Genomic DNA, 21,759 nt, shown 5'->3' on the forward strand with positions numbered 1-21,759 from the left:
CGGGGTCGCCGGCCGTGAGCAGGACGAGCGTCCCTTGCTCGGCCGGCCCGGCTGTTCCCAGCATAATCGCCTCGACGAGCGCGAGGTCGTGCTGGGCCGCGACTGAGGCGACCCGCCGGGTCCCGTCGACCCCGATGGTGGACATCTGCACCCAGGTGGCGCCCGCGGGGCCGCCTCGGCGGCCTCACCCATGACCGACTCCACGGCCTCGGCATCGAAGAGGGTCAACAACACGACATCGGCTCCGGCCACCGCCGCCGCTGGGGTGTCGGCGACCGTGGCACCCAACTCAGCCAGCGGCTGGGCACGCTCGGCCGTACGGTTCCAGACGGTGACCTCGAGGCCCTGGCCGATCAGACGCTCGGCGAGCGCTCTGCCCATGATCCCTGTGCCGAGGATGACGACCTTGCCGAATCCGCTCATCAACTGACCTCCCGACGTCTCGTCGGCGAGCCACGGTGGCCTGCACCGACTCCGCCCACCGTACGCGCCGAGGTGGCGCCGTGACGGTGGGCGGATCGAGGAGTCAGGCTGGGACGGACGTCAGGCTGTGGTGGACGGGCGCTCGGCGTGACGATGACGCCGCCGGCCCTGGCCCTGTCCCTGGCCCTGCTGGCCGGGCTGGCGCTGCCCGGGCTGGCTGGGCTGACGCTGCGAGGCCTGCGGGGAGGCGGCGTGCCCACCCTCGGACCGCTCGCCACGGCCTCGGCCGCCACGGGACCGACCCCCACGCGACCCGCCACGGGACGCGGAGCCCGAGGACTCCTGGCCACGGCCACCGCCGGAACGGCTCCCGTTGCGCTGGGGCGTCACCTGGGCCTGCGGCGGGGCGACGAGTGCGCGGGCCTCGTCGAGGCTGAGCACTACGCGCTCACCCGGGGCGAGCGTCTCGAGGACGGAGCGCTCGGGCTCCGCCACCGCGGGTGTGATCCCCGCCTTGCGCATCATCTGGCGGACCTCCTGGCGCTGGTCCGGCGTCACGAGCGTGACCACCGTGCCGGACTGGCCGGCCCGAGCGGTACGGCCGGAGCGGTGCAGGTAGGCCTTGTGCTCGACCGGCGGGTCGGCGTGCACGACCAGGGCCACGTCGTCGACGTGGATGCCGCGGGCGGCGATGTCGGTCGCCACCAGCGTTTCGACGGTGCCGGACTCGAACGCCGCCAGGTTCCGCGTACGCGCGTTCTGCGACAGGTTGCCATGCAGGTCGACGGCCGGGATGCCCCGGTCGACCAGCTGCTTGGCCAGCTTCTTGGCCCCGTGCTTGGTGCGGGTGAAGAGGATCGTACGACCGGGGGCGGACGCCAGATCGGCCAGGACACGACCACGGCTGTCCTTGTCGACGCGCAGCACGAAGTGCTCCATCGTCGACACCGGTGACTGCGGCGAATCGGCCTCGTGGGTGACCGGGTCATGCAGGTAGCGCTTCACCAGCACGTCGATGCCGTTGTCGAGCGTCGCGGAGAAGAGCAGCCGCTGGCCGGTCGTGGGCGTACGGTCGAGGATCTTGCGGACCATCGGCAGGAAGCCCATGTCGGCCATGTGATCGGCCTCGTCGAGGACCGTGACCTCCACCTCGTCAAGGGAGACGGCGCCCTGGCCCATCAGGTCGAGGAGCCGGCCGGGGCAGGCGACGAGCACGTCGACACCGCGGGCCAGCGCCTGCACCTGCGGGCCCTGTCCGACGCCGCCGAAGACGGTCCGGCTGGACAGGCCGACAGCGGCCTCGAGGGGCTTGAGCGCCTCCTCGATCTGGGTGGCGAGTTCACGGGTGGGGGCCAGCACGAGGGCGCGCGGGCGCTTGGGACGAACCTTGCGCGGGGTGGCGATGAGTCGGGCCACGGTCGGCAGCAGGAAGGCGTACGTCTTCCCGGAGCCGGTGCGGCCCCGGCCGAGGACGTCGCGACCGGCCAGCGAGTCCGGCAGCGTGGCCGCCTGGATCGGGGTGGGCGCGGTGATGTCGCGCTCGGCGAGGACGTCCGAGAGGGACGCGGGCACACCGAGGCGCACGAAAGCTGAAGTCAAGGAGGATTCCTTCGAAAGTGTCTTGCCGGGGGATCGCATCGCCCACAGGGACAGACACGGCGCATCGTCGGGAGGGTTCCCGGGCGCCCAGCGGCCCGAGGCAAGACTCGGCGGGCCGACTCCCTCGAACCTACCCGGTGGGTCGCCCGAACGCCAACTGCCGGACCGCGGTGCGGTCGGCTACCACTCCACCAATAAACATGGTTAGAGTGTGTAAAAACAGATCGGAGGAATCCATGTCCAACTCGACCGGGTGCCGCTGCGGCGAGCACAACGAGACCACCGTCCCGTCGATCAACGTGCTCGACATCCCCCACGCCGTCCGTCACGGCGCGGTCATCGGCGCCATCACCCAGCTGCCCCTCGGCGGCGAACTGGACGTCGTCGCCCCGCACAACCCGCTGCCGATGATGGCCCAGCTCGAGGACGTGGCTCCGGGGCAGTTCGCCCGTACGTACATCACCGAGGGCCCCGAGCAGTGGACGGTGCGCTTCACCCGCCGCTGACCCGGCCCCTCGGCCTTCCTCTCCACTCCATCGCACCCCGGCGACGACATCTCGCGGATGTCTGCACCGGGGTGCGATGCTGTTCCCATGCCTGAGACTCACAGGGTCGGGACACCCGCTCCCCTCGCCCTGGTCACCGGCGCGACGGGCTACATCGGCGGCCGGCTCGTGCCGGAACTCCTGGGGGCCGGTTTCCGGGTCCGCGCGATCGCCCGTCATCCGGAGAACCTGCGCGGCCGCGCCTGGGCCGAGCAGGTCGAGATCGTCCGGGCGGATGCCGGCTCCCCCGACGACCTGACCGCCGCGATGCGCGGCGTCGACGTCGCCTACTACCTCATCCACGCCCTCGGCTCCGGCCCGCGGTTCGAGAGCACCGACCGGCGGACGGCTCTGCTCTTCGGCCGCGCCGCCCGCGAGGCCGGCGTAGGGCGGATCGTCTATCTCGGCGGCCTGCACCCGGATGTGGAGGACCTCTCCCCACACCTCGCCTCACGGCGCGAGGTCGGCGAGATCCTGCTGGCCTCCGGAGTCCCCACCACGGTGCTGCAGGCGGCGGTGATCCTCGGGTCGGGCAGCGCCTCGTTCGAGATGATGCGCCACCTGACCGAGCGCCTGCCCGTCATGGTGACCCCGAAGTGGGTGACCAATCGGATCCAGCCGATCGCGATCCGCGACGTGCTGCGCTACTTGGTCGGCTCCGCCTCGATGCCCCCGGAGGTGAACCGTACGTTCGACATCGGTGGCCCGCAGGTGTTGACGTACGCCGACATGATGCAGGGCTACGCGCGGGTCGCCGGGCTGCCCCGGCGGATCATCGTTCCCCTCCCGGTGCTGACGCCCTGGTTGGCGAGTCACTGGGTCGGCATCGTCACCCCGGTCCCCGCCGGTCTGGCCAAGCCCCTGGTCGGGTCACTGATCCATGAGGTGGTCTGCCGGGAGAACGACATCAGGGCGTACGTCCCCGATCCCCCCGAGGGGCTGCTCGACTTCGAGGCCGCCGTACGCCTCGCCCTGCGCCGGATCGCCGACAAGGACGTCACCACGACCTTCTCCTCCGCCCTCGGCCCGACGGCACCCAGCGACCCGCTTCCCGAGGACCCGGACTGGGCCGGCGGACGCCTGCGGGTGGACGAGCGGGCCTCGGTCGTCACCGCGAGCCGGGAGGAGCTGTGGAGCGTCCTGGAGGGCATCGGCGGGAGCAACGGCTGGTACTCCTGGCGGCTGGGCTGGGTGGCGCGCGGAGTGCTGGACCGCGTCTTCGGCGGCCCGGGGCTGCGGCGGGGCCGGCGCCACAGCTCCCGGCTGCGCGTCGGCGACGAACTCGACTGGTGGCGGGTGGAGGCCGTCGAGGAGGGCCACCTGCTGCGGCTGCGCGCCGAGATGCGGCTGCCTGGCCTGGCGTGGCTCGAGCTGCTGGCCGAGGAGGACGAGGCCGGCCGGACGATCTTCCGGCAGCGGGCGCTCTACCTGCCGCGGGGCTTGCCGGGGCTGCTCTACTGGTGGGCGGTCACACCCTTCCACGGCATCGTCTTCGGCGGGATGCAGCGCAACATCGCCGCCGCGGCCGAGCATCGGCCCTAGGGTTGGCCCCATGACCACGTACGACGTCATCGTCCTCGGCGGTGGCGCCGCCGGGGAGAACGCGGCGGACTACGCCATCCGCGGTAGTTCCCGCACGGCCGCGATCGTCGAGGCGGAGCTCCTCGGCGGTGAGTGCTCCTACTGGGCATGCATCCCCAGCAAGGCGCTGCTGCGCCCCCTCGACGTGGCGGAGACCGCCGCCAATCTCTCCCCGCTGTCGGTCCCGGCCCTGGACCGGGCCGCCCTGCTGACCCGCCGGGACGCCTGGGTCTCGCAGTACGAGGACGCCGGCCAGCTGCGCTGGGCCGAGGGCGCCGGGATCACCGTGATCCGCGGAACCGGGCGGCTGGCCGGGGAACGGGCCGTCGAGGTGGTGGACGAGTCCGGGGCGGCCCGCAGGTTCGAGGCGCGGACCGCCGTGGTGCTCGCGACCGGCAGCGTGCCGACCATCCCGGACGCCTTCGCGTCGGTACGCCCCTGGACCACCCGGGACGTCACGGCCGTGGCCGAGGTGCCGCGGCGGCTGGCCGTCGTCGGTGGCGGGGTCGCCGCGTGCGAGGCGGCCCGGTGGATGACCGCGTTGGGGTCGGCCGTCACCCTGCTGGTCCGCGGCGAACGCCTGCTGACGAAGTTCGAGGATTTCGTCGGGGAGGACGTCCTCGACGGGCTGCGGGCGGCAGGGGTGACCGTACGCCTCGACACCTCGGTCACCCGGGCCGAACGCGAGGGGGCCGATCACGCCCCTGCCGTCGGCAGGATCCATGGTGGCCCGGTCACGCTGACCCTCGACGACGATTCCGACGACCTCGAGGTCGACGAGGTGCTGGTCGCCGCGGGGCGCCGGCCGAACACCGACGACATCGGCCTGGCCTCCCTCGGCCTGGCGGCCGGCGAGCTCAAGGGGCGTACGCACGGAGGCGCCCTGCCGCCCTGGTTGTTCACCGTCGGCGACATCAACGGCGAGGCGATGCTCACCCACTGGGGCAAGCACCAGGGCCGCCTCGTCGGGCGACGGATCGCCGCGCTCGCCGAGGGACGTACGCCGCCGGAGGAGCCGGCAGCGCCGATCCCGCAGGTCGTGTTCAGCGCGCCCCAGGTCGCGTCGGTCGGGCTCAGCTCCGCGCAGGCCGCGACGGCGGGCCACGCGGTCCGGTTGCTCGACGCCGACTACGCGGCGGCCGCCGGGGTGGGTCTGCTGCGCGACGACGCCGCCGGCCGGGCACGGCTGGTCGTCGACGCGCAGACCGATGTGCTGCTGGGCGCCACCTTCGTCGGTCCCGACGTCGCGGACCTGCTCCATGCGGCCACCGTCGCGATCACCGGCGGCCTGGACCTCGACACCCTGCGCCGCGCCGTGCCGAGCTACCCGACGGCGAGCGAGGTGTGGCTGCGGCTGTTGGAGCACTGAGCGCGGACGCCTACCGCTCGACCTCCACCGGGCTGACCCGTCCCACCTCGTCCGAGAGGCGCGGCAGGGTGTCGAAGTCGGTGCAGCGCAGCACGAGCATGGAGCGGCCGGGCAGTTTGAAGGTGTCGCGGGCCGCGAACGACACGCCCGACTCCCCGCGCGGGTGGGTCGTGTCCAGCACGCCGGTCCATGCCGTCCCCAGGTCCGTACCGGGCATGGTGACGAGGACCGCCTGGTCCCAGGCGTTGAACCACAGCAGGAACGAATCGTCCGACGAGGGCCGGCCCCAGGTGTCGAGCCAGTTGAGCCCCCGCCCATTGAGGAACAGCCCGAAGCTGCGGACGAAGGACGTGTCCCGGTCGGCCTCGGTCATCTCCGCACCGTCGATCCGGAGGAAGACCACGTCGCCGGGGGGCTGTCCTGGGCCGGTCGGCAGGCTGGAGCGCTCCCGTTCGTAGTAGCGGCGCCGGAAGACGGGGTGCTCCCGTCGCAGCGTCGCGCACGTTGCGGTGAACGCCTCCAGGTCCTCCGCCTCCGCGTCCTGCCGCTCCCACTCCTGCCAGGTCAGCTCGCTGTCCTGGCAGAAGGCGTTGTTGTTGCCACGCTGGCTGCGGCCCCGTTCATCGCCGCCGAGCAGCATCGGGATCCCCTGGGAGCACAACAGGGTGGCGAGGAGGTTGCGCTGCTGCCGTTCCCGGACGGCGAGGACGGCCGGGTCGTCCGTCTCGCCCTCCACGCCGTAGTTCGCGGAGCGGTTGTCGTCGGTGCCGTCGCGGTTCTGCTGGCCGTTGGCCTCGTTGTGCTTGCTCTCGTACGAGACGACGTCGCGCAGGGTGAAGCCGTCGTGGGCGGTGACGAAGTTGATCGAGGCGACCGGTTCGCGGCCACTGCGGGCGTAGATGTCGCGCGACCCGCTGATCCGGGAGACGAAGTCGTCGACCTCGGCGGGCCGGCCGCGCCAGAAATCCCGGACCACATCGCGGTACTGACCGTTCCACTCCGACCACTGCGGGGGGAAAGCGCCGACCTGGTAGCCGGCCGGACCGACGTCCCAGGGCTCGGCGATGAGCTTCACCTGCCCGAGCACCGGGTCCTGGGCGACCAGCCCGAAGAAGGCGGACAGCCGGTCGACGGCACCCTCCTCCCGCGCCAAGGTCGGCGCCAGATCGAAGCGGAACCCGTCGACATGCATCTCGCTGACCCAGTAGCGCAGCGAGTCCATCACCAGGCGCAACGACATCGGGTGGTGGGAGTTGAGCGAGTTCCCCACCCCGGTGGTGTCGACGTACTGCCGCGGGTTCACCGGGTCCAAGCGGTAGTAGGCGGGATTGTCGATCCCCCGCAGGGAGTACGTGGGCCCGTCGGAGCCGCCCTCGGCGGTGTGGTTGAACACCACGTCGAGGATCACCTCGATGCCGTCCTCGTGCAGCGCACGGACCATCGTCTTGAACTCGCCGACCACGCCCTCCGGGGTCGCCGACGCGCCGTACGCCCGGTTCGGGGCGAAGAAGCCGAAGGTGTTGTAGCCCCAGTAGTTGGTCAGCCCCCGCCGGGACACCGACGCCTCGGTCACCGACTGGTGGACGGGCAGCAGTTCGACGGCGGTCACCCCGATCCGCTTCAGGTGGGACACCGTCGCGGGATGGGCGACGCCGAGGTAGGTGCCGCGCAGGGCCGGGCGCATCCCCGGGTGCCGCATCGTCAGGCCCTTGACGTGGGTCTCGTAGACGAGCGACTCCTCGTACGGCGTCCGCGGCGGCGAGTCGTCGCGCCAGTCGAACGCACCGGAGACGACGATCCCGTGCAACGTGTACGGGGCCGAGTCCCGCAGATCGGGGAAGTCCGGCCGATCCGGGTCGTACGCCAGCAGGGCCGGATGGTCGACGATCGCACCGTCGAACATCAGGGCGTACGGGTCGGCGAGCAGCTTCGCCGGATTGCACCACAGTCCGTGCGCCGGGTCCCAGGGGCCGTGGACGCGATAGCCGTAGCGGGTCCCCGGACCGAGCCCGGCCAGACGGATGTGCCAGACGAAGCCGTCGACCTCCGTCATCCGGATCTTCGTCTCGGCCCCGTCCGGGTCGAAGAGGCACAGGTCGATCGCCTCGGCGACCTCGGAGAAGATCGCGAAGTTGGTGCCGAAGCCGTCGAAGGTCGCGCCGAGCGGGGTCCGGTCTCCGGGGGCGATGAAGTAGGAGGGGTGGACGAGCATCGCGGCTCACCGCCTGTCACAAGTCGGGGGACGTGCGGCCTTCCGCCCAGTCTGTCACCGCCAGACCCGCGGCGTCCGGCAGGTCACTGGGATGCCCGTAGCGGTGCGCGGTGACCGAGACGACCTGTTCGCGGACGTACGGCAGGATGGCCACCCGCCCGGCGTCCACCACCGGCCCCGCGTACACCGCCGTGTCGAGGGAGCCGCTGTCTGACCCGGCCAGAGCTGTCGCGAGGGCCGTCGGGTCCCCGCCGAGCAGCCGGATCCGGCGGTCGAACCGTGCGGGGTCGTCGGCGGCCGGAGGCGCCGCGACCCGGGCGAGGAAGGCGTGGTCCGTCTCGACCACCCACCCGATCTCGACCTCCGCCAGGAAGGTGGCCAGCGCCGCCGGTGGTGGCAACGCCGCGGAGAGGCGGTGACGGCCGCCGGGGACGGCCAGCGCGGCCGACAGCTCACGCAGCAGCTCCAGCCAGGGCCGGCCCTGCCCGAGCCGGATGAGCACCGGGGCGGGCCGGTACCGGAGGATGTTGCGCTCGACGCCGAGCGCGGCCGGGTCGTGACCATGGCCGAACTCCTCGTCCAGTGCCCGCTGGTCGAGCCCGACCGCCACCTCGAGGCGTACGGCGTCCTCCGAGGACAGCACGGTCCGACCGACCTCGAGCACCCGACGCAGCAGCGGCGCGGTGGGTTCGGCGACCAGTTCGGTGACCGGTGCCGGGACCACGTCGCCGAAGCCGTAGAGGTAGTTCGGGCCGCCGGCCTTCGTGCCGGTGCCGACCGAGGAACGTTTCCAGCCACCGAACGGCTGGCGCCGCACAATGGCGCCAGTGATGCCCCGGTTGACGTAGAGGTTGCCCGCCCGGACGTGCTCGACCCAGTAGCGCACCTCGTCCGGATCGAGGGAGTGCAGGCCGGCGGTGAGGCCGTAGTCGGTGCCGTTCTGCAGCGCGACGGCGGTGGCGAGGTCGGGGGCAGTCATCACGCCGAGCACCGGCCCGAAGTACTCCACCCGGTGGAACTCGCTGCCGGGGCGTACGCCGGCCCGGATGCCCGGGGTCCACAGCCGGCCCTCGTCGTCGAGGCGACGGGGCTGGAGGATCCAGTGCTCGCCCTCCCCAGCGTCGTCAGGCCGCGCAGGAGCTTCTCGCCGGGAGGGGTGGTGAGGGGTCCCATCCGCGTGGCGGGATCGGTCGGCGGGCCGACGGTGAGCGAGCGGGTGGCGTCGATCAACTGGTCGCGCAACCGGGTGGAGCGGGCCGCGGCCCCGACGAGGATGAGCAGGGAGGCGGCGGAGCACTTCTGGCCCGCGTGGCCGAAGGCCGAGGCGACGATGTCGTGGACGGCCAGGTCACGGTCGGCCGACGGGGTGACGACGATGGCGTTCTTGCCCGAGGTCTCGGCGAGCAGCCCGAGGTCGGGGCGCCAGCGCCGGAACATCGCGGCGGTGTCGGCCGAGCCGGTCAGCACGACCCGCTCCACCGCCGGATGGGTGATCAGCGCCCGGCCGATGTCCGGGTCGGCAGGGACGACGAGTTGCAGCACGTCGTGCGGCACGCCGGCCCGCCAGCAGGCCTCGGCGAGGAGAGCACCGCAGCGCCGGGCGGCGGTGGCCGGCTTGAGGATGACCGCCGACCCAGCGGCGAGGGCGGCGGCGACCCCACCCAGCGGGATGGAGAGCGGGAAGTTCCACGGTGGAGCCACCACGGTGAGGCGCACCGGGCGGAACGTCCCCCCGACGAGTCCCTCCAGCCGGCGCGACTCGGCCGCGTAGTAGTGGGCGAAGTCGACGGCCTCCGACACCTCGGGATCGGACTGGTCCAGCGTCTTGCCGCACTCGGCCGCGGCGACCTCGAGCAGGTCGGCGCGGAGGGCCTCCAGTTCGTCACCGATCCGGTCGACGATCGCGGCCCGCTCGCCCGGGGTCCGCGCCTGCCAGGTCTGCCCGGCGCGGGAGGTGCGTTCGACCAGGGCGGCCAGCCGGTCCGCGTCCTCGATCCGGGCGCGGTCGACGGCGGTGAGGCCGAGGCGCGACTCCGGCACGCGGGCCAGGATGTCGCGGCCCCCGGCAATGGTGGCCGGCAACGCGGTGTCGCTGTCGGGGGCGTTGCGGAAGCCGCGCTGCAGGTGGTCGACGTCCGGTGGCCCGGGGTGGCGCCGGGGACCGACGGCCTCCGGCCCCTCGCTCTGCCAGCGCCGCACGGCGGCCCGGAAGCGGTCCCGTTCACGCGCCAGGCCGGCCTCCGGATCGGGATCGCCGAGGGAGGCGAGGTAGTGCTCGTCGGCGGCGTTCTCGTCCAGGCGTCGCACCAGGTAGGCGAGGGCGGTGTCGAACTCCTCCGGGTGGACGACGGGGACGTAGAGCCGCAGCGAGCCGGTCTCCGCCCGGACCACCTCGGCCTGGGCGGGGGCCATCCCGGCGAGCATCTCCACCTGGATGCTTTCGCGGACACCCCGCAGCCCGGCCAGCTCCCAGGCCAGGGCCAGAGTGAAGAGGTTGTGCCCGGCGATGCCGAGGTGGACGGCACGGGTGGCCTCCGGGGTGAGGGCCCGGTCGAGGAGACGCAGGTAGTTCGCGTCCGTCGCCTCCTTGGAGCCGGTCGTCACCGGCGCCCAGCCGTGCAGGACGGCGTCGACGGTCTCCAGGGCGAGGTTGGCGCCCTTGACGAGACGTACGCGGATCGGCGCGCCGCCGGCCCGTACTCGGTGGTCGGCCCAGGCGGTCAGTTCCTCGAGGGCGGGGAGGGCGTCGGGCAGGTAGGCCTGCAGCACCACTCCCCCGGACGAGGATTCCAGCCCGGGCAGGTCGAGCAGGCGCCGGAAGACGGTGAGGGTGAGGTGGAGGTCGCGGTACTCCTCCATGTCGAGGTTGAGGAAGACCGGCCGGGGCCGGCCGGCGGCCAGCCGGTACAGCGGCGCCAGCAGGCCGACCGCGCGGTCGACGGCGGCGTCGAACCCCCACGGGTTGTGCGGCCCGAGGACCGAGGAGACCTTGAGGGACACGTACGTCACGTCCTCGCGGCGCACAAGCCGTTCGACGTCGGCCAGCCGTCGGGCCGCCTCGGCATCGCCGAGCACCGCCTCGCCGAGCAGGTTGACGTTCAGGTCTGCGCCGTGGCGGGACAGCCGCTCCAGCGCGGCGCCCAGCCGGTCGTCCGAGGCGTCGACGACGAGGTCCCCGACCAGGGCGCGCAGCATCCGCCGAGCCGGCGGGACGACGACGCCGGGGAGTTCGGGGCCGGTGTGGGCGAGTCGATGCAGGGCGTGCGCGGCGGTCCGGTCGTCCTCGGGGCGGACGACGCCGTCGACGAAGTCCAGCAGGAGTCGCATCCCGGCCGGGTCCGCGACCACCCGCGACATCAGGGTCGAGGCGAGATCGTGGCGACCACCATGGGCCGTGCGCCACCAGCGTTCGGCGGTCGGCACGGCGAGTTCGGCGGCCCGCAGCAGGTCGTCAGCGCTCATCCGTGCCGCCCGGTCCGCCCTTGGCGCGTCGGATGGCGTCCGACGCCTGCACCAGGCCGAGGTGGGTGAACGCCTGCGGGTAGTTCCCGGCCATCCGGCCACGAGTGGCGTCGTACTCCTCGGAGAGCAGGCCGACGTCACTGGCGTACGACACGAGCTTGTCGAACAGGGCCTCCGCCTCGTCCAGGCGCCCGGTCCGGGCGTACTGACTGACCAGCCAGAAGGTGCAGAAGAGGAAGCTCCCCTCGTTGCCCGGCAGACCGTCGGTGCCGGCCTCGGTCCGGTAGCGGCGGAGCAGGCCGTTGTCGTCCATCAGTTCCTTCTCGATCCGGGCGACCGTACGCAGCATCCGCGGATCATCCCAGGCGATGAAGCCACACTGCGGCAGCACCAGCAGGGCCGCATCGACATCGGTGGTCTCGTAGTGCTGCGTGAAGGTGCCGAGGTCCTCCCGATAGCCGCGCGTCTCCACCTCCTCGCGGAGCTGGTCGCGCAGCCGGCGCCATTTGTCGACCGGTCCGCGCATCCCGAACTCCTCGCAGGCCCGGACCCCCGGTCGAAGGCGGCCCACATCATCACCCGCGAGTGGGTGAAGAACTGCGGCTTGCCCCGCACCTCCCAGATCCCCTGGTCGGGCCGGTCGAGGTGTTCCACGGCGTACTCCAACAGGTTGTGCTGCAGGCTCCAGGAGAACCTGTCCTCGGCTTCCCCCGCATGCCGCAGACGGGCCAGCGCCATCATCACCTCGCCGACCACGTCGGCCTGGTACTGATCCGAGGCACCGTTGCCCACCCGGACCGGACGGGAGCCGGCGTACCCGGAGAGGTGGTCGAGCTCGAGCTCGGGGCCGAGGTGCTCCCCGGCCAGCCCGTACATGATCCGCAGGTCCTTGCGGTCACCGGCGATCGCTCGCAGCAGCCAGTCCCGCCACTCGTGGTGCGCCGCCCCGTGGGTGATCATCGTCTGGATGGTCAGTGCGGAGTCCCGCAGCCAGCAGTAGCGGTAGTCCCAGTTGCGGACCCCACCGAAGTCCTCGGGCAGCGAGGTGGTGGCGGCCGCGGCGATGCCGCCGGTGTCGCGGTCGGTGAGAGCGCGCAGCACCAGGAGGGAACGCCGCACCTCGGGCCGGCACCCTTCGAGGTCGATCGTCCTGGCCCACTCCCGCCAGGACTCGATGGTGCGCTCCCGTTGGGCATCGGGGTCGAGCGGCTCGGGCATCTGGCGGTAGCTGGGGAACCAGGTCAGGGTCCAGGTCTCCCGTTCTCCGGCCCGGAGCGGAAAGCTGCCCCGGTGGTGGTGGTTGATCGCCCGCGGCAACGGCCCGTCCAGGCACACCGCGCTGGGCCCGGAGATGGCGACCAGCCTCTCCCCCCTGGGTCCGTCGACCCGGCGTACCCACGGAATGCTCGACCCGTAGTCGAACCGCATCACCAGGTCCATCTCGACGGTGACCTCGCCCGAGACGCACTCCACCATCCGGATCAGGTCGGAGCGTTCGTCGTTCTCGGCCATGAAATCGGTGCAGAGCGCCTCACCGGTGGGCGTACGCCACCTGGTCCGCAGCACGAACGTCTCCTCGACGTAGGAACGCTCCAGCACCGTGCCGTCGGCCGGCGCGATGCGCCAGTGGCCGTTGCCGGGTTCCCCGAGCAACGAGGCGAAGACGGCCTCGTCGTCGAACCGCGGCAGGCAGAGCCAGTCGACGCTGCCCTCCCGGGATACCAGCGGGCCGGTCCGCCGATCCGCCAGCAGCGCGTAGTCCTCCAGTCGTGGCTGCGTCATATCCCCATCGTGCCCCGGTGTGCGCCACCGCGACAGGATTCGCGCCGATCCGGGGCCGCTCGGTGTTGCCGTGGCGTAACCGCAGCTACACATGCCTGGAACGAGGCTTCCCTACCGTCACGAGCATGACCACCACCAGCAGCTTCGACCCGACCATCTGGCGGCTGGCCGACGACGACCTGATGCCCCAGGTGTCCAGCGGCCCGTTGGGGGGCGCACGCGTGGCGGTCAAGGACCTGTTCGCCGTGGCCGGTCAGCCCATCGGTGCGGGCAATCCGACGTTCCTCGCCGGCGCGCCGCTGCAGGATCGCAACGCGCGGGTGGTGGACGACCTGATGCGCGCGGGCGCCACGGTGGTCGGGATCACCAGGACCGACGAGTTCGCCTTCTCCCTCGCCGGGACCAATCCCCATTACGGCACACCACCGAATGCCCTGTGCCCGGACCGGATCCCGGGCGGCTCGAGCTCCGGATCGGCGGCCGCGGTGGCGCTCGGGTTGGCCGACATCGGGCTGGGGACGGACACCGGGGGGTCCATCAGGGTGCCGGCCGCCTACCAGGGTCTGTGGGGCATCCGGACCACGTACGGCGCCGTCTCCCACGAGGGCGTCCACGGACTGGCGCCCAGCTTCGACACGGTCGGCTGGCTGACGGCGGGCCCGGACCTGCTGGAGACCGTCGGCAAGGTGCTGCTGCCGCTCGCGGCCGGACGGCACTTCGACGCGGTCCTCGTCGACGACGCCCTGCTCGACGCCGCGGACGCCGATGTCGCCGAAGCCGCCCGTAAGTTCCTGCACGGGCCGATTCCCCTCGAGGTCCGTACGCTGCCCCTGGGCTGGCCGTTGGGGCAGTGGCGGGAGGTCTTCGTCACCATCCAGGGGCATGAGGCGTGGGCGGAGCACGGCGCATGGGTGAGCGCTCACCCCGGGGCGCTCGGGGCCGCGGTGGCGGAGCGGTTCCGGCAGGCCGCGACGATCACCGACACCCAGCGGGACGAGGCGCTGGCCGCGCGGCGGCGGATCGCCCGGGCCGTCCGCCGCGCCATCGGCGACGACCTCCTGGCGGTGCCGAGCGCCGCCTCCGTCCCGCCGCTGCGCTCCGGGGAGGATCCGGCGGCGGGGCCGGCCCGGACGGCCACCCTGGAACTCACCTGCATCGCGGGGCTGTCGGGACTGCCCGCCCTGGCGATCCCGCTGCGGACGGCGGAGGGGTTGCCCTGCGGGCTGTCGCTGGTGGGTCCGCCGGGCAGCGACCGGGACTTGTTGGCGCTGGGACGGCGGATCGGCGTCGCCTGACCCGCAACTTGCGTTCCACTTCCGCGTCCTCTAGAGTTCACTTCACAGCGGGTTACCGCTGACCAGGATTGTTACTCCGCGGAGGCAAGACCTGAAGTGCACATCATGTGCGCTTCAGGTCTTTTTTTGTTTCCGCGACAGAGTCAAGGAGGACTCCCGATGGGGACCGTGAACTACGCCGATCTGGCACATCAGATCGTCGACAAGGTCGGCGGCGAGGCGAACATCGCCACCGGCACCCACTGCGCCACCCGGCTGCGCCTGACGCTGAAGGACACCGGGAAGGCCGACACCGCCGCCGTCCAGAAGCTGCCCGGTGTCATCACCGTCATGCAGGCCGGCGGTCAGTACCAGATCGTCATCGGCAACAACGTGCCGAAGGTCTACGAGGAGCTCACCCGCTTCACCCGGATCGGCGGCGACGACGCCGCTCCGGCGGACGCCCCCAAGGGCAACCTCCTCAACCGGTTCATCCAGCTGATCAGCGCGATCATCCAGCCCATCCTGTGGCCGCTGGCCGGCGCCGGTCTGTTCAAGGCCTTCCTGTCGCTGTCCACCAACCTGCACTGGCTGGACGCGAAGTCCACGACGTACACGATCCTCAACGCGTCGGCCGACGCGATCTTCTACTTCCTGCCGATCTTCCTGGCCCTCACGGCCGCGAAGCGCTTCCGCGCCAACCACATGACCGCGATGGCCATCGCCGGCGCGCTGGTCTACCCGGCGATCGTCGCCCTGGCCTCCGCCACCACTCCGGTGACGTTCTTCGGCCTGCCCGTTGTGATGATGAGCTACACCAGCTCGGTCATCCCGATCATCATCGCCGTCTGGCTGCAGGGCTACGTCGAGCGGTTCCTCGGCAGGATCCTGCCGGACTCGATCCGCAACTTCACCACCCCGCTGCTCACCCTCGCCGTGATGGTCCCGCTCATCCTGCTGACCGTCGGCCCGCTGACCACGTACGCGGCCGAGGGCATCTCCGGTGGCGTCAACGCGATCTTCCACTTCGCCCCGTGGCTCGGCGGCGCGATCATGGGCGGCTTCTGGCAGGTCTTCGTCCTCTTCGGCCTGCACTGGGGCTTCGTCCCGATCATGATGAACGACCTGGCCGTCCACGGCTACACGCTGCTCGGCGGGCCCCTGGTCGCCGCCGTTCTCGCCCAGGCCGCCGCCACCCTCGCCGTCTTCATCCGCACCCGCAGCGCCAAGCGTCGTGAGGTCGCCGGCCCCGCCGCCCTGTCCGGCATGCTCGCCGGCGTCACCGAGCCGGCGATCTACGGCGTGAACCTCCCGCTCAAGCTCCCCTTCTACTTCGGCATCGCCGGTGGTGCCGTCGGTGGCGCGATCGCCGCGGCCGGTGGCAGCGCCAACAACGCCTTCGTCTTCCCCTCGCTGCTCGGTCTGCCCGCCTACATGGCCGTCGGCAACTTCACCCTCCAGTTGATCGGCTCCGGTCTGGCCGTGGCCATCGCCTTCCTGCTCACCCTCTTCTTCGGCCCCGTGAGGAGAAGGACGTCGAGGCCGAGGTCACCCAGACGGGCGGCACCGCCCTCGCGGCCAACGGTGACGTGATCGTCGCCGCCCCGGTCGCCGGTACCACCGTGCCGCTGGCGGAGGTCAACGACAAGGTCTTCGCCTCCGGTGCCATGGGCCAGGGTGTGGGCATCCTCCCGGACAACGGCCGGATCGTCGCGCCGGTCGCCGGCACCGTGATCGCCGCGACCCGGACCGGGCACGCCTTCGGGATCAAGTCTGACGACGGCGTCGAGGTCCTCGTCCACGTCGGCATCGACACGGTCCAGATGAAGGGCGAGGGTTTCAGCCCGAAAGTGACCCGCGGCCAGCGGGTCGAGCAGGGCGACCTGCTCGCCGAGGTCGACCTCGACGCGGTCCAGAAGGCCGGCTTCGACCCGACCGTGGTGACGATCGTGACCAACTCCGCCTCGCTCGGCGCGGTCGACGCGGTCACCGGCCGCAGCCTCGCCGCCGGCGACGCGGCGCTGCTGATCATGGCCGGCGCCCCCCAGCCCGTCAACGCCTGACCACCTGAAGGAGAACAGATGACCACCGCTCAGCCGACGACAACCGGAGCGTTCCCGCAGGGCTTCCTGTGGGGCGGGGCCACCGCCGCCAACCAGCTCGAAGGGGCGTACGACCAGGGCGGCAAGGGCCTCTCGATCCAGGACGTGATGCCTCGCGGCATCGTCGGCGCCCCGACCGAGCAGCCGACCGCCGACAACCTCAAGCTCGAGGGCATCGACTTCTACCACCGCTACGCCGAGGACATCGCGCTCTTCGCCGAGATGGGGTTCACCACCTTCCGCTTCTCCATCGCGTGGAGCCGGATCTTCCCCTGCGGCGACGAGGAGACCCCGAACGAGGAGGGCCTGGCCTTCTACGATCGGGTGCTGGACGAGCTGGAGAAGTACGGCATCGAGCCGCTGGTCACGATCAGCCACTACGAGACCCCGCTGCACCTGGCCCGGACGTACGACGGCTGGCGGTCGCGGGAACTCATCGGGTTCTACGAGCGCTACTGCCGGGTGCTGTTCGAGCGCTACGGCAAGCGGGTGCGGTACTGGCTGACGTTCAACGAGATCAACTCGATCCTGCACGCCCCGCTGCTGTCCGGTGGCATCTGGACCCCAAGGAGGAGCTCGCCGAGCAGGACCTCTACCAGGCGATCCACCATGAACTGGTCGCCTCGGCGTCGGTCACCAAGCTGGCGCACGAGATCATGCCGCAGGCCAAGATCGGCTGCATGCTGATCGCCATCCCGATCTACCCGCTCACCCCGGACCCGGCCGACGTGCTGAAGGTGATGCATGCCGACCACGCCAACTACGCCTTCGGCGACGTGCACTGCCGCGGCGCCTACCCCGGCTACTTCCTGCGTACGCTCCGGGAGAAGGGCATCGAGCTCGAGATCACGGATGAGGACCGCGAGATCCTGACCAACACCGTCGACTTCGTCTCGTTCAGTTACTACATGAGCATCTGCGAGACGAGCGATCCGGCCAAGCAGGTCCCCGGCGAGGGCAACATCATGGGCGGCGTGCCGAACCCGACCCTGCCGGCCTCCGAGTGGGGCTGGCAGATCGACCCGACCGGCCTGCGGATCATCCTCAACGCCTACTGGGACCGCTGGCGCAAGCCGCTCTTCATCGTGGAGAACGGTCTGGGCGCCAAGGATCAGCTGGTCGAGGTCGACGGCCGGCTGACGGTCGAGGACGACTACCGGATCGCCTACCTCAACGACCACCTGCTCGCCGCCCGGGAGGCGGTCGAGGACGGGGTCGAACTGCTCGGTTACACCAGCTGGGGCTGCATCGACCTGGTCAGCGCCTCCACCGCCCAGCTGAGCAAGCGGTACGGTTTCATCTACGTCGACCGCAACGACGACGGCAGCGGGACCCTGGCCCGCTACCGGAAGAAGTCCTTCGACTGGTACCGCGAGCTGATCGCCTCCAACGGCGCGACGCTGCGCTGAGCCCTCCCCGAGAACAGCAGGACGGAGAACCTCACCGTGGAGATCCTCCGCGTGTTCAACAACAACGTCGTGCTGTCGCGGGACGCGTCCGGTCGGGAGATCATCCTGACCGGGCGCGGCCTGGGGTTCCAGGCCCGCCCCGGCGACAGCATCGACACGGCCCGGATCGTCCGGACGTTCGTCCCCGACGACGGCCGGGACCCGGACAACATGGGCGCCCAGATCGCCGCGATCCCACCGGAGCACGTGCTGCTCGCGGACGAGGCGCTGGCCATCGCCGCTCGCGAGCTGGACACCGACCTGCCCTCGCACGTCGTGGTGGCGCTGGCGGACCACCTCAGCTTCGCGATCAAGCGGGTGCACTCCGGGATCGCCCTCGACTACCCACTGCGCTCGGAGGTGTCCCACCTCTACCCCAAGGAGCTCGCCGCGGCGGCGCACATCGTGGCGTACGTGAACGCCCGGCTGGACGAGCCGATCCCCGACGACGAGGCGATCGCCATCGCCCTGCACCTGGTCAACGCCGGATTCGCCACCGGCGACCTGTCGGAGACCTACCGGATCACCGGCCTGTTCCGGCAGCTCTTCGACGTCCTCGAGCAGGCGTACGGTCGCCCGTTCGACCGGGACACCGTGAGTGCGGCCCGTTTCATCACGCACCTGCGGTATTTCTTCATCCGGATGAAGAAGGGCGAGCAGCTCTCCGAAGGCCACGAGATCCTCGCCGCCGCGATCCAGCAGGCCTACCCCGAGGCGTACGCGTGCGCCCTCAAGCTCACCGCGGTGCTGGAACTGCGACTCGGTGACGAGATCACCGACAACGAGGTGCTCTACCTGACGATGCATGTCGCCCGGCTGGCCAGCGAGCCGGCCACGGCCTGCTGACACCCGTACGTCACGATCCTGCAACCTCTGTTGCTCCGCGGGCCGGGCGGGTATGTGCTTGAAGTGCGACGTGCCCATCGGAAGCGGTAGCAGCCATGACCACGCAGACCTACCAGAGCATCGCCGAGACCGACAGCCAGGAGGGGAGCCACCAGGGCCTCCTCCAGGCCGGCTCCGCCTTTCTCACCATCGCTCTCATCGGGGTCCTCCTCGGCGCCCTTGCCGCCAACAGCGTCCTGATGTCGGTGGGCGCCCTGATCGGAGTGGTGGGGGCATTCATCCTGTCCTGCCGGGAGCTCCCTCTGCGCCGCACCGAGTGACGCGTACATGAACACTGGGTGAACATCCCCTGAACACTTCCGGTCCGGGGTGATAAGGCCCGCGCCGACGCGGCACACATGTCTGTGAATGACCGGTGAGCCCCCCATGGTGCCGGGACGATGGTCGATCCGGGTCCGCATCGTGTGGTCAGATAGACATGGCTCCAGGGACGACCGCTCCCCTCCTGCGCAGCGCCGCGCCGAGCTCCGACCTGGCGCCGCCGTACCCTTGCGTACGGTTTCACGGAGCCCACGGCCTCCGAGCAGCCCCCCTGCTCGCGCCAGGAAGCAGGAAGTATGTCGACCTCGACACTCGACCAGCAGACCGCCACCACACCCGTCTCCACCCCACCACCGCCGCCTCGGCGGCGCGGCCGCCGGCTGCGCCCCGGCGGCGCAGGTGGTTCCGGATCGCCTCGTTCCGGGTCGCCGGCCTGATGCTGGGAGCCTCGGGGGTCCTGGCCGCGGTCGGCCTCGCCTCCGGCACCGGTGCCGCGACGGTCACCGGCGTCGTGCTGGCGGTGGCCACCGCATTCGTGCTGGCGAGTCGCGAGATGGGCGACAAGCGCGCGGACGTGTCCGGCGATCAGTAGTCCACCCGCAGCAGACAGGGATCGGGGGCGTAGGCCCGGCTCTTCGCCGGGCCTACGCCCCCGATGTCGTTCGGTCGGGTCCCACTAGACCGCCGGTTCGCCACCGGCTTCCTCGGCGGCACCCTCCGGGACGTACGTGGGCCGGAATCTAGCCCACAGCAGCATCACCGCGGAGACGATGAGCAGGACGATCGCCGCCCACAGGTTCGCGTTGACACCTCCCGTACGATCGAGGGACTTGTCCCCGAAGATCCCCATGAAGAGCAGGATCAGGCCGTAGATCCCCAGCAGCAGGCCGATGACGTTGCGGATGTCGAACAGGCCGGCAACGTGCTTGCGACCTCGGGCTTCGGTGGGCCGGTCCTCGCGCGCCCGGCCTTCACTAGGCATGTTTGCCATGGTGGCTCCTCAAAGATGCGATGTCAGAAGATGGCGTTGAGCACGATGACCATGACCAGCGCGAGCCCGGCGAGCGGGAGCGGCCTGGCCATCACGGGCATGTCCTTCAGCTTCGGGTCATGGAAGTGCGACTTCGGGGTCTCCGAGTAGACGAAACCGAGCAACTCCTCGGAGGGCTTGGGTTTCGTCACCAGCGAGACCAGGATGCTGACCACGATGTCCAGCACGAACCCGGCTGAGGCGGCCACGAACGCCGTCCCCTGCCCCGACAGGGTGAAGACGCCGTTCTGGGCCAGGGCCCAGACGAAGATGGCCGAACCGGTACCGACGACCAGACCGACCCAACCGGCGGTGGCCGTCATCCGTTTCCAGAACATGCCGAGGATGAACGTCGCGAACAGCGGAGCGTTGAAGAATCCGAACAGCGTCTGCAGGTAGTCCATGATGTTCGAGAACTGGGCCGCGATCAGGGCGGTGAAGATGGCGACGACCACGCCGACCAACGTCGCGATGCGTCCGACACCGACGTAGTAGTGGTCCCGGCGCTCCTTCACGATGTACGTCTGCCAGATGTCCACCGAGAACACGGTGTTGAACGCCGAGACGTTGGCCGCCATACCGGCCATGAAGGCGGCCAGCAGACCGGCGATGGCCAGGCCGAGCAGGCCGTTGGGCAGGAGGTCGCGCATCAGGAACAGCAGGGCGTCGTTGAACTTCACGCCGCTGCCCGCAGCGCCTCCCGGCACCTTGATGCCCATCTTGGTCTGGGCGATCTCGTTGACCAGGACGGCGGCGAGCATGCCGGGCAGGATGGTGAAGAACGGGACGAACATCTTGGGGAAGGCACCGATGATCGGGGTCTTGCGGGACGCGGTCAGCGATTCCGAGGCCATGGCCCGCTGGACCTCGACGAAGTTGGTCGTCCAGTAGCCGAAGGAGAGCACGAAGCCCAGGCCGAAGACGATGCCGATCACCGACAGGACCGGATCCTGGAAGCCGGAGAGTGACTGCCCGGGCCAGGAGTGCAGCTGCTGGGCCGCCGGCGCCACCTTGGCGCTGGCCGGTGCGGCGGCAGCGGCCTCGGTGATCTTCTGCGTGAGACCGGCCCATCCACCGACCTTGTGCAGGCCGAGCAGGGAGAGCGGCAGCAGCGAGGCGACGATCACGAAGAACTGCAGCACCTCGTTGTAGATAGCCGCGGACAGACCGCCCAGGGTGATGTACGCGAGGACGATGACGGCCGCCGCGATCAGGGTCACCCACTGCGACCAACCCAGCAGCGCATGGATGATCGAGCCCAACAGGTAGAGGTTGATGCCGGCGATGAGCAACTGCGCCAGGGCGAACGAGATCGAGTTGACCAGGTGGGCGCCGGTGCCGAACCGCTTGCGCATGAACTCCGGGACCGACCGGACCTTGGACCCGTAGTAGAAGGGCATCATCACGACACCCAGGAAGAGCATGGCGGGGATGGCGCCGATCCAGAAGTAGTGGACCGTCGGCATCCCGAGCTGGGCGCCGTTCGCCGACATGCCCATGATCTCGACCGCACCGAGGTTCGCCGAGATGAAGGCCAGACCGGTCACCCAGGCGGGCAACGACCGACCGGACAGGAAGAAGCCGATGGCATCGGAGGCCTGGCGGCGCGCCATCAACCCGATGCCGAGCACCGCGACGAAGTAGATCACGATGATCAGGTAATCGACCCACTGCGCATGGATGAGTGTGTTCATCCTCGTTGATGTCCTCTCAGACGTGACGGACCCGACCCTCCGGCGGACCCGGGGGACCAATGTTTACGTCA

Annotated in this window: 17 protein-coding genes and 2 pseudogenes; 11 read left to right on the top strand and 8 right to left on the bottom strand. The window is 70.7% G+C overall.

Going from position 1 to position 21,759, the window contains the following annotated elements:
• Position 1 precedes the first annotated feature (1 nt).
• Together Rai3103_RS18955 and Rai3103_RS04230 are read right to left on the bottom strand one after the other, a co-directional pair.
• A pseudogene (locus Rai3103_RS18955) lies at positions 2-423 on the bottom strand (NAD(P)-binding domain-containing protein); the annotation flags it as partial.
• A gap of 120 nt (positions 424-543) precedes the next feature.
• A complete protein-coding gene (locus Rai3103_RS04230) occupies positions 544-2,022 on the bottom strand; it encodes a DEAD/DEAH box helicase (RefSeq protein ID WP_228489155.1) in 1,479 nt (492 codons plus the stop codon).
• Between the two features lie 236 nt (positions 2,023-2,258).
• On the opposite strand from Rai3103_RS04230, the gene Rai3103_RS04235 reads away from it, so the two are divergent.
• From Rai3103_RS04235 to Rai3103_RS04245, 3 genes are all read left to right on the top strand, one after another.
• Entirely contained in the window at positions 2,259-2,528 is a 270-nt protein-coding gene (locus Rai3103_RS04235) for a DUF2249 domain-containing protein (RefSeq protein WP_194793259.1), read from the top strand.
• A gap of 87 nt (positions 2,529-2,615) precedes the next feature.
• Entirely contained in the window at positions 2,616-4,109 is a 1,494-nt protein-coding gene (locus Rai3103_RS04240; protein ID WP_228489156.1) for an SDR family oxidoreductase, read from the top strand.
• Between the two features lie 10 nt (positions 4,110-4,119).
• The gene (locus tag Rai3103_RS04245; RefSeq protein WP_153571534.1) at positions 4,120-5,517 is read left to right on the top strand and encodes a dihydrolipoyl dehydrogenase family protein; all 1,398 of its coding nucleotides are present in this window, start codon (positions 4,120-4,122) and stop codon (positions 5,515-5,517) included.
• Between the two features lie 10 nt (positions 5,518-5,527).
• On the opposite strand, the gene glgX is transcribed toward Rai3103_RS04245, so the two are convergent.
• The 4 genes and pseudogenes from glgX to Rai3103_RS04260 all read right to left on the bottom strand — a co-directional run bounded on the left by glgX (position 5,528) and on the right by Rai3103_RS04260 (position 13,066).
• Positions 5,528-7,729 carry a glycogen debranching protein GlgX gene (gene glgX, locus Rai3103_RS04250; RefSeq protein ID WP_153571535.1) on the bottom strand — a complete coding sequence of 734 codons (2,202 nt, stop codon included), beginning with the start codon at positions 7,727-7,729 and terminating at the stop codon, positions 5,528-5,530.
• A 16-nt stretch (positions 7,730-7,745) separates the two neighbouring features.
• Entirely contained in the window at positions 7,746-8,792 is a 1,047-nt protein-coding gene (locus Rai3103_RS18360; RefSeq protein ID WP_277873015.1) for an aldehyde dehydrogenase family protein, read from the bottom strand.
• Entirely contained in the window at positions 8,708-11,191 is a 2,484-nt protein-coding gene (locus Rai3103_RS18365) for a bifunctional proline dehydrogenase/L-glutamate gamma-semialdehyde dehydrogenase (protein ID WP_277872996.1), read from the bottom strand. Before Rai3103_RS18365 ends, Rai3103_RS18360 begins: the two co-directional genes overlap by 85 nt.
• A pseudogene (locus Rai3103_RS04260) lies at positions 11,181-13,066 on the bottom strand (glycoside hydrolase family 15 protein). The gene Rai3103_RS18365 and the pseudogene Rai3103_RS04260 overlap by 11 nt, the downstream one beginning before the upstream one ends.
• Before the next feature lie 32 nt (positions 13,067-13,098).
• Here Rai3103_RS04260 and Rai3103_RS04265 point away from each other — a divergent pair.
• From Rai3103_RS04265 to Rai3103_RS04290, 8 genes are all read left to right on the top strand, one after another.
• Entirely contained in the window at positions 13,099-14,268 is a 1,170-nt protein-coding gene (locus tag Rai3103_RS04265; protein ID WP_153571536.1) for an amidase family protein, read from the top strand.
• Positions 14,269-14,427: 159 nt separating this feature from the next.
• Positions 14,428-15,840, top strand: coding sequence for a PTS transporter subunit EIIC (locus tag Rai3103_RS04270; RefSeq protein ID WP_228489157.1), 1,413 nt, complete (start codon positions 14,428-14,430; stop codon positions 15,838-15,840).
• Positions 15,837-16,310, top strand: a complete 474-nt coding sequence (locus Rai3103_RS17450; RefSeq protein ID WP_228489158.1) for a PTS sugar transporter subunit IIA — start codon at positions 15,837-15,839, stop codon at positions 16,308-16,310. The genes Rai3103_RS04270 and Rai3103_RS17450 overlap by 4 nt, the downstream gene beginning before the upstream one ends.
• 18 nt (positions 16,311-16,328) lie before the next feature.
• Complete coding sequence (locus tag Rai3103_RS18370; RefSeq protein ID WP_277872997.1) at positions 16,329-17,036, top strand: glycoside hydrolase family 1 protein; 708 nt, start codon at positions 16,329-16,331, stop codon at positions 17,034-17,036.
• Complete coding sequence (locus Rai3103_RS18375; protein WP_277873016.1) at positions 16,991-17,758, top strand: family 1 glycosylhydrolase; 768 nt, start codon at positions 16,991-16,993, stop codon at positions 17,756-17,758. The genes Rai3103_RS18370 and Rai3103_RS18375 overlap by 46 nt, the downstream gene beginning before the upstream one ends.
• 36 nt (positions 17,759-17,794) lie before the next feature.
• On the top strand, positions 17,795-18,643 hold the full coding sequence (locus Rai3103_RS04280) for a PRD domain-containing protein (RefSeq protein ID WP_153571537.1): 849 nt from the start codon (positions 17,795-17,797) through the stop codon (positions 18,641-18,643).
• 95 nt (positions 18,644-18,738) lie between these two features.
• Complete coding sequence (locus tag Rai3103_RS04285) at positions 18,739-18,963, top strand: hypothetical protein (RefSeq protein ID WP_153571538.1); 225 nt, start codon at positions 18,739-18,741, stop codon at positions 18,961-18,963.
• A 437-nt stretch (positions 18,964-19,400) separates the two neighbouring features.
• Entirely contained in the window at positions 19,401-19,556 is a 156-nt protein-coding gene (locus Rai3103_RS04290; protein ID WP_153571539.1) for a hypothetical protein, read from the top strand.
• Positions 19,557-19,640: 84 nt separating this feature from the next.
• Here the strand turns inward: Rai3103_RS04290 and Rai3103_RS04295 are convergent, their stop codons facing one another.
• Complete coding sequence (locus tag Rai3103_RS04295) at positions 19,641-19,955, bottom strand: hypothetical protein (protein ID WP_228489159.1); 315 nt, start codon at positions 19,953-19,955, stop codon at positions 19,641-19,643.
• Positions 19,956-19,978: 23 nt separating this feature from the next.
• The gene (locus tag Rai3103_RS04300) at positions 19,979-21,688 is read right to left on the bottom strand and encodes a sodium:solute symporter family protein (RefSeq protein ID WP_153571540.1); all 1,710 of its coding nucleotides are present in this window, start codon (positions 21,686-21,688) and stop codon (positions 19,979-19,981) included.
• Positions 21,689-21,759: the final 71 nt, after the last annotated feature.

Origin of the sequence: Raineyella fluvialis (assembly GCF_009646095.1) — a bacterium.
GTDB classification, from domain to species: domain Bacteria; phylum Actinomycetota; class Actinomycetes; order Propionibacteriales; family Propionibacteriaceae; genus Raineyella; species Raineyella fluvialis.

Coding starts and splice junctions, on each gene's coding strand:
- Rai3103_RS04235 (WP_194793259.1), top strand. CDS start 2,259: ATGTCCAACTCGACCGGGTGCCGCTGCGGCGAGCACAACGAGACCACC.
- Rai3103_RS04240 (WP_228489156.1), top strand. CDS start 2,616: ATGCCTGAGACTCACAGGGTCGGGACACCCGCTCCCCTCGCCCTGGTC.
- Rai3103_RS04245 (WP_153571534.1), top strand. CDS start 4,120: ATGACCACGTACGACGTCATCGTCCTCGGCGGTGGCGCCGCCGGGGAG.
- glgX (WP_153571535.1), bottom strand. CDS start 7,729: ATGCTCGTCCACCCCTCCTACTTCATCGCCCCCGGAGACCGGACCCCG.
- Rai3103_RS18365 (WP_277872996.1), bottom strand. CDS start 11,191: ATGAGCGCTGACGACCTGCTGCGGGCCGCCGAACTCGCCGTGCCGACC.
- Rai3103_RS04265 (WP_153571536.1), top strand. CDS start 13,099: ATGACCACCACCAGCAGCTTCGACCCGACCATCTGGCGGCTGGCCGAC.
- Rai3103_RS04270 (WP_228489157.1), top strand. CDS start 14,428: ATGGGGACCGTGAACTACGCCGATCTGGCACATCAGATCGTCGACAAG.
- Rai3103_RS18370 (WP_277872997.1), top strand. CDS start 16,329: ATGACCACCGCTCAGCCGACGACAACCGGAGCGTTCCCGCAGGGCTTC.
- Rai3103_RS04285 (WP_153571538.1), top strand. CDS start 18,739: ATGACCACGCAGACCTACCAGAGCATCGCCGAGACCGACAGCCAGGAG.
- Rai3103_RS04290 (WP_153571539.1), top strand. CDS start 19,401: ATGCTGGGAGCCTCGGGGGTCCTGGCCGCGGTCGGCCTCGCCTCCGGC.
- Rai3103_RS04295 (WP_228489159.1), bottom strand. CDS start 19,955: ATGGCAAACATGCCTAGTGAAGGCCGGGCGCGCGAGGACCGGCCCACC.
- Rai3103_RS04300 (WP_153571540.1), bottom strand. CDS start 21,688: ATGAACACACTCATCCATGCGCAGTGGGTCGATTACCTGATCATCGTG.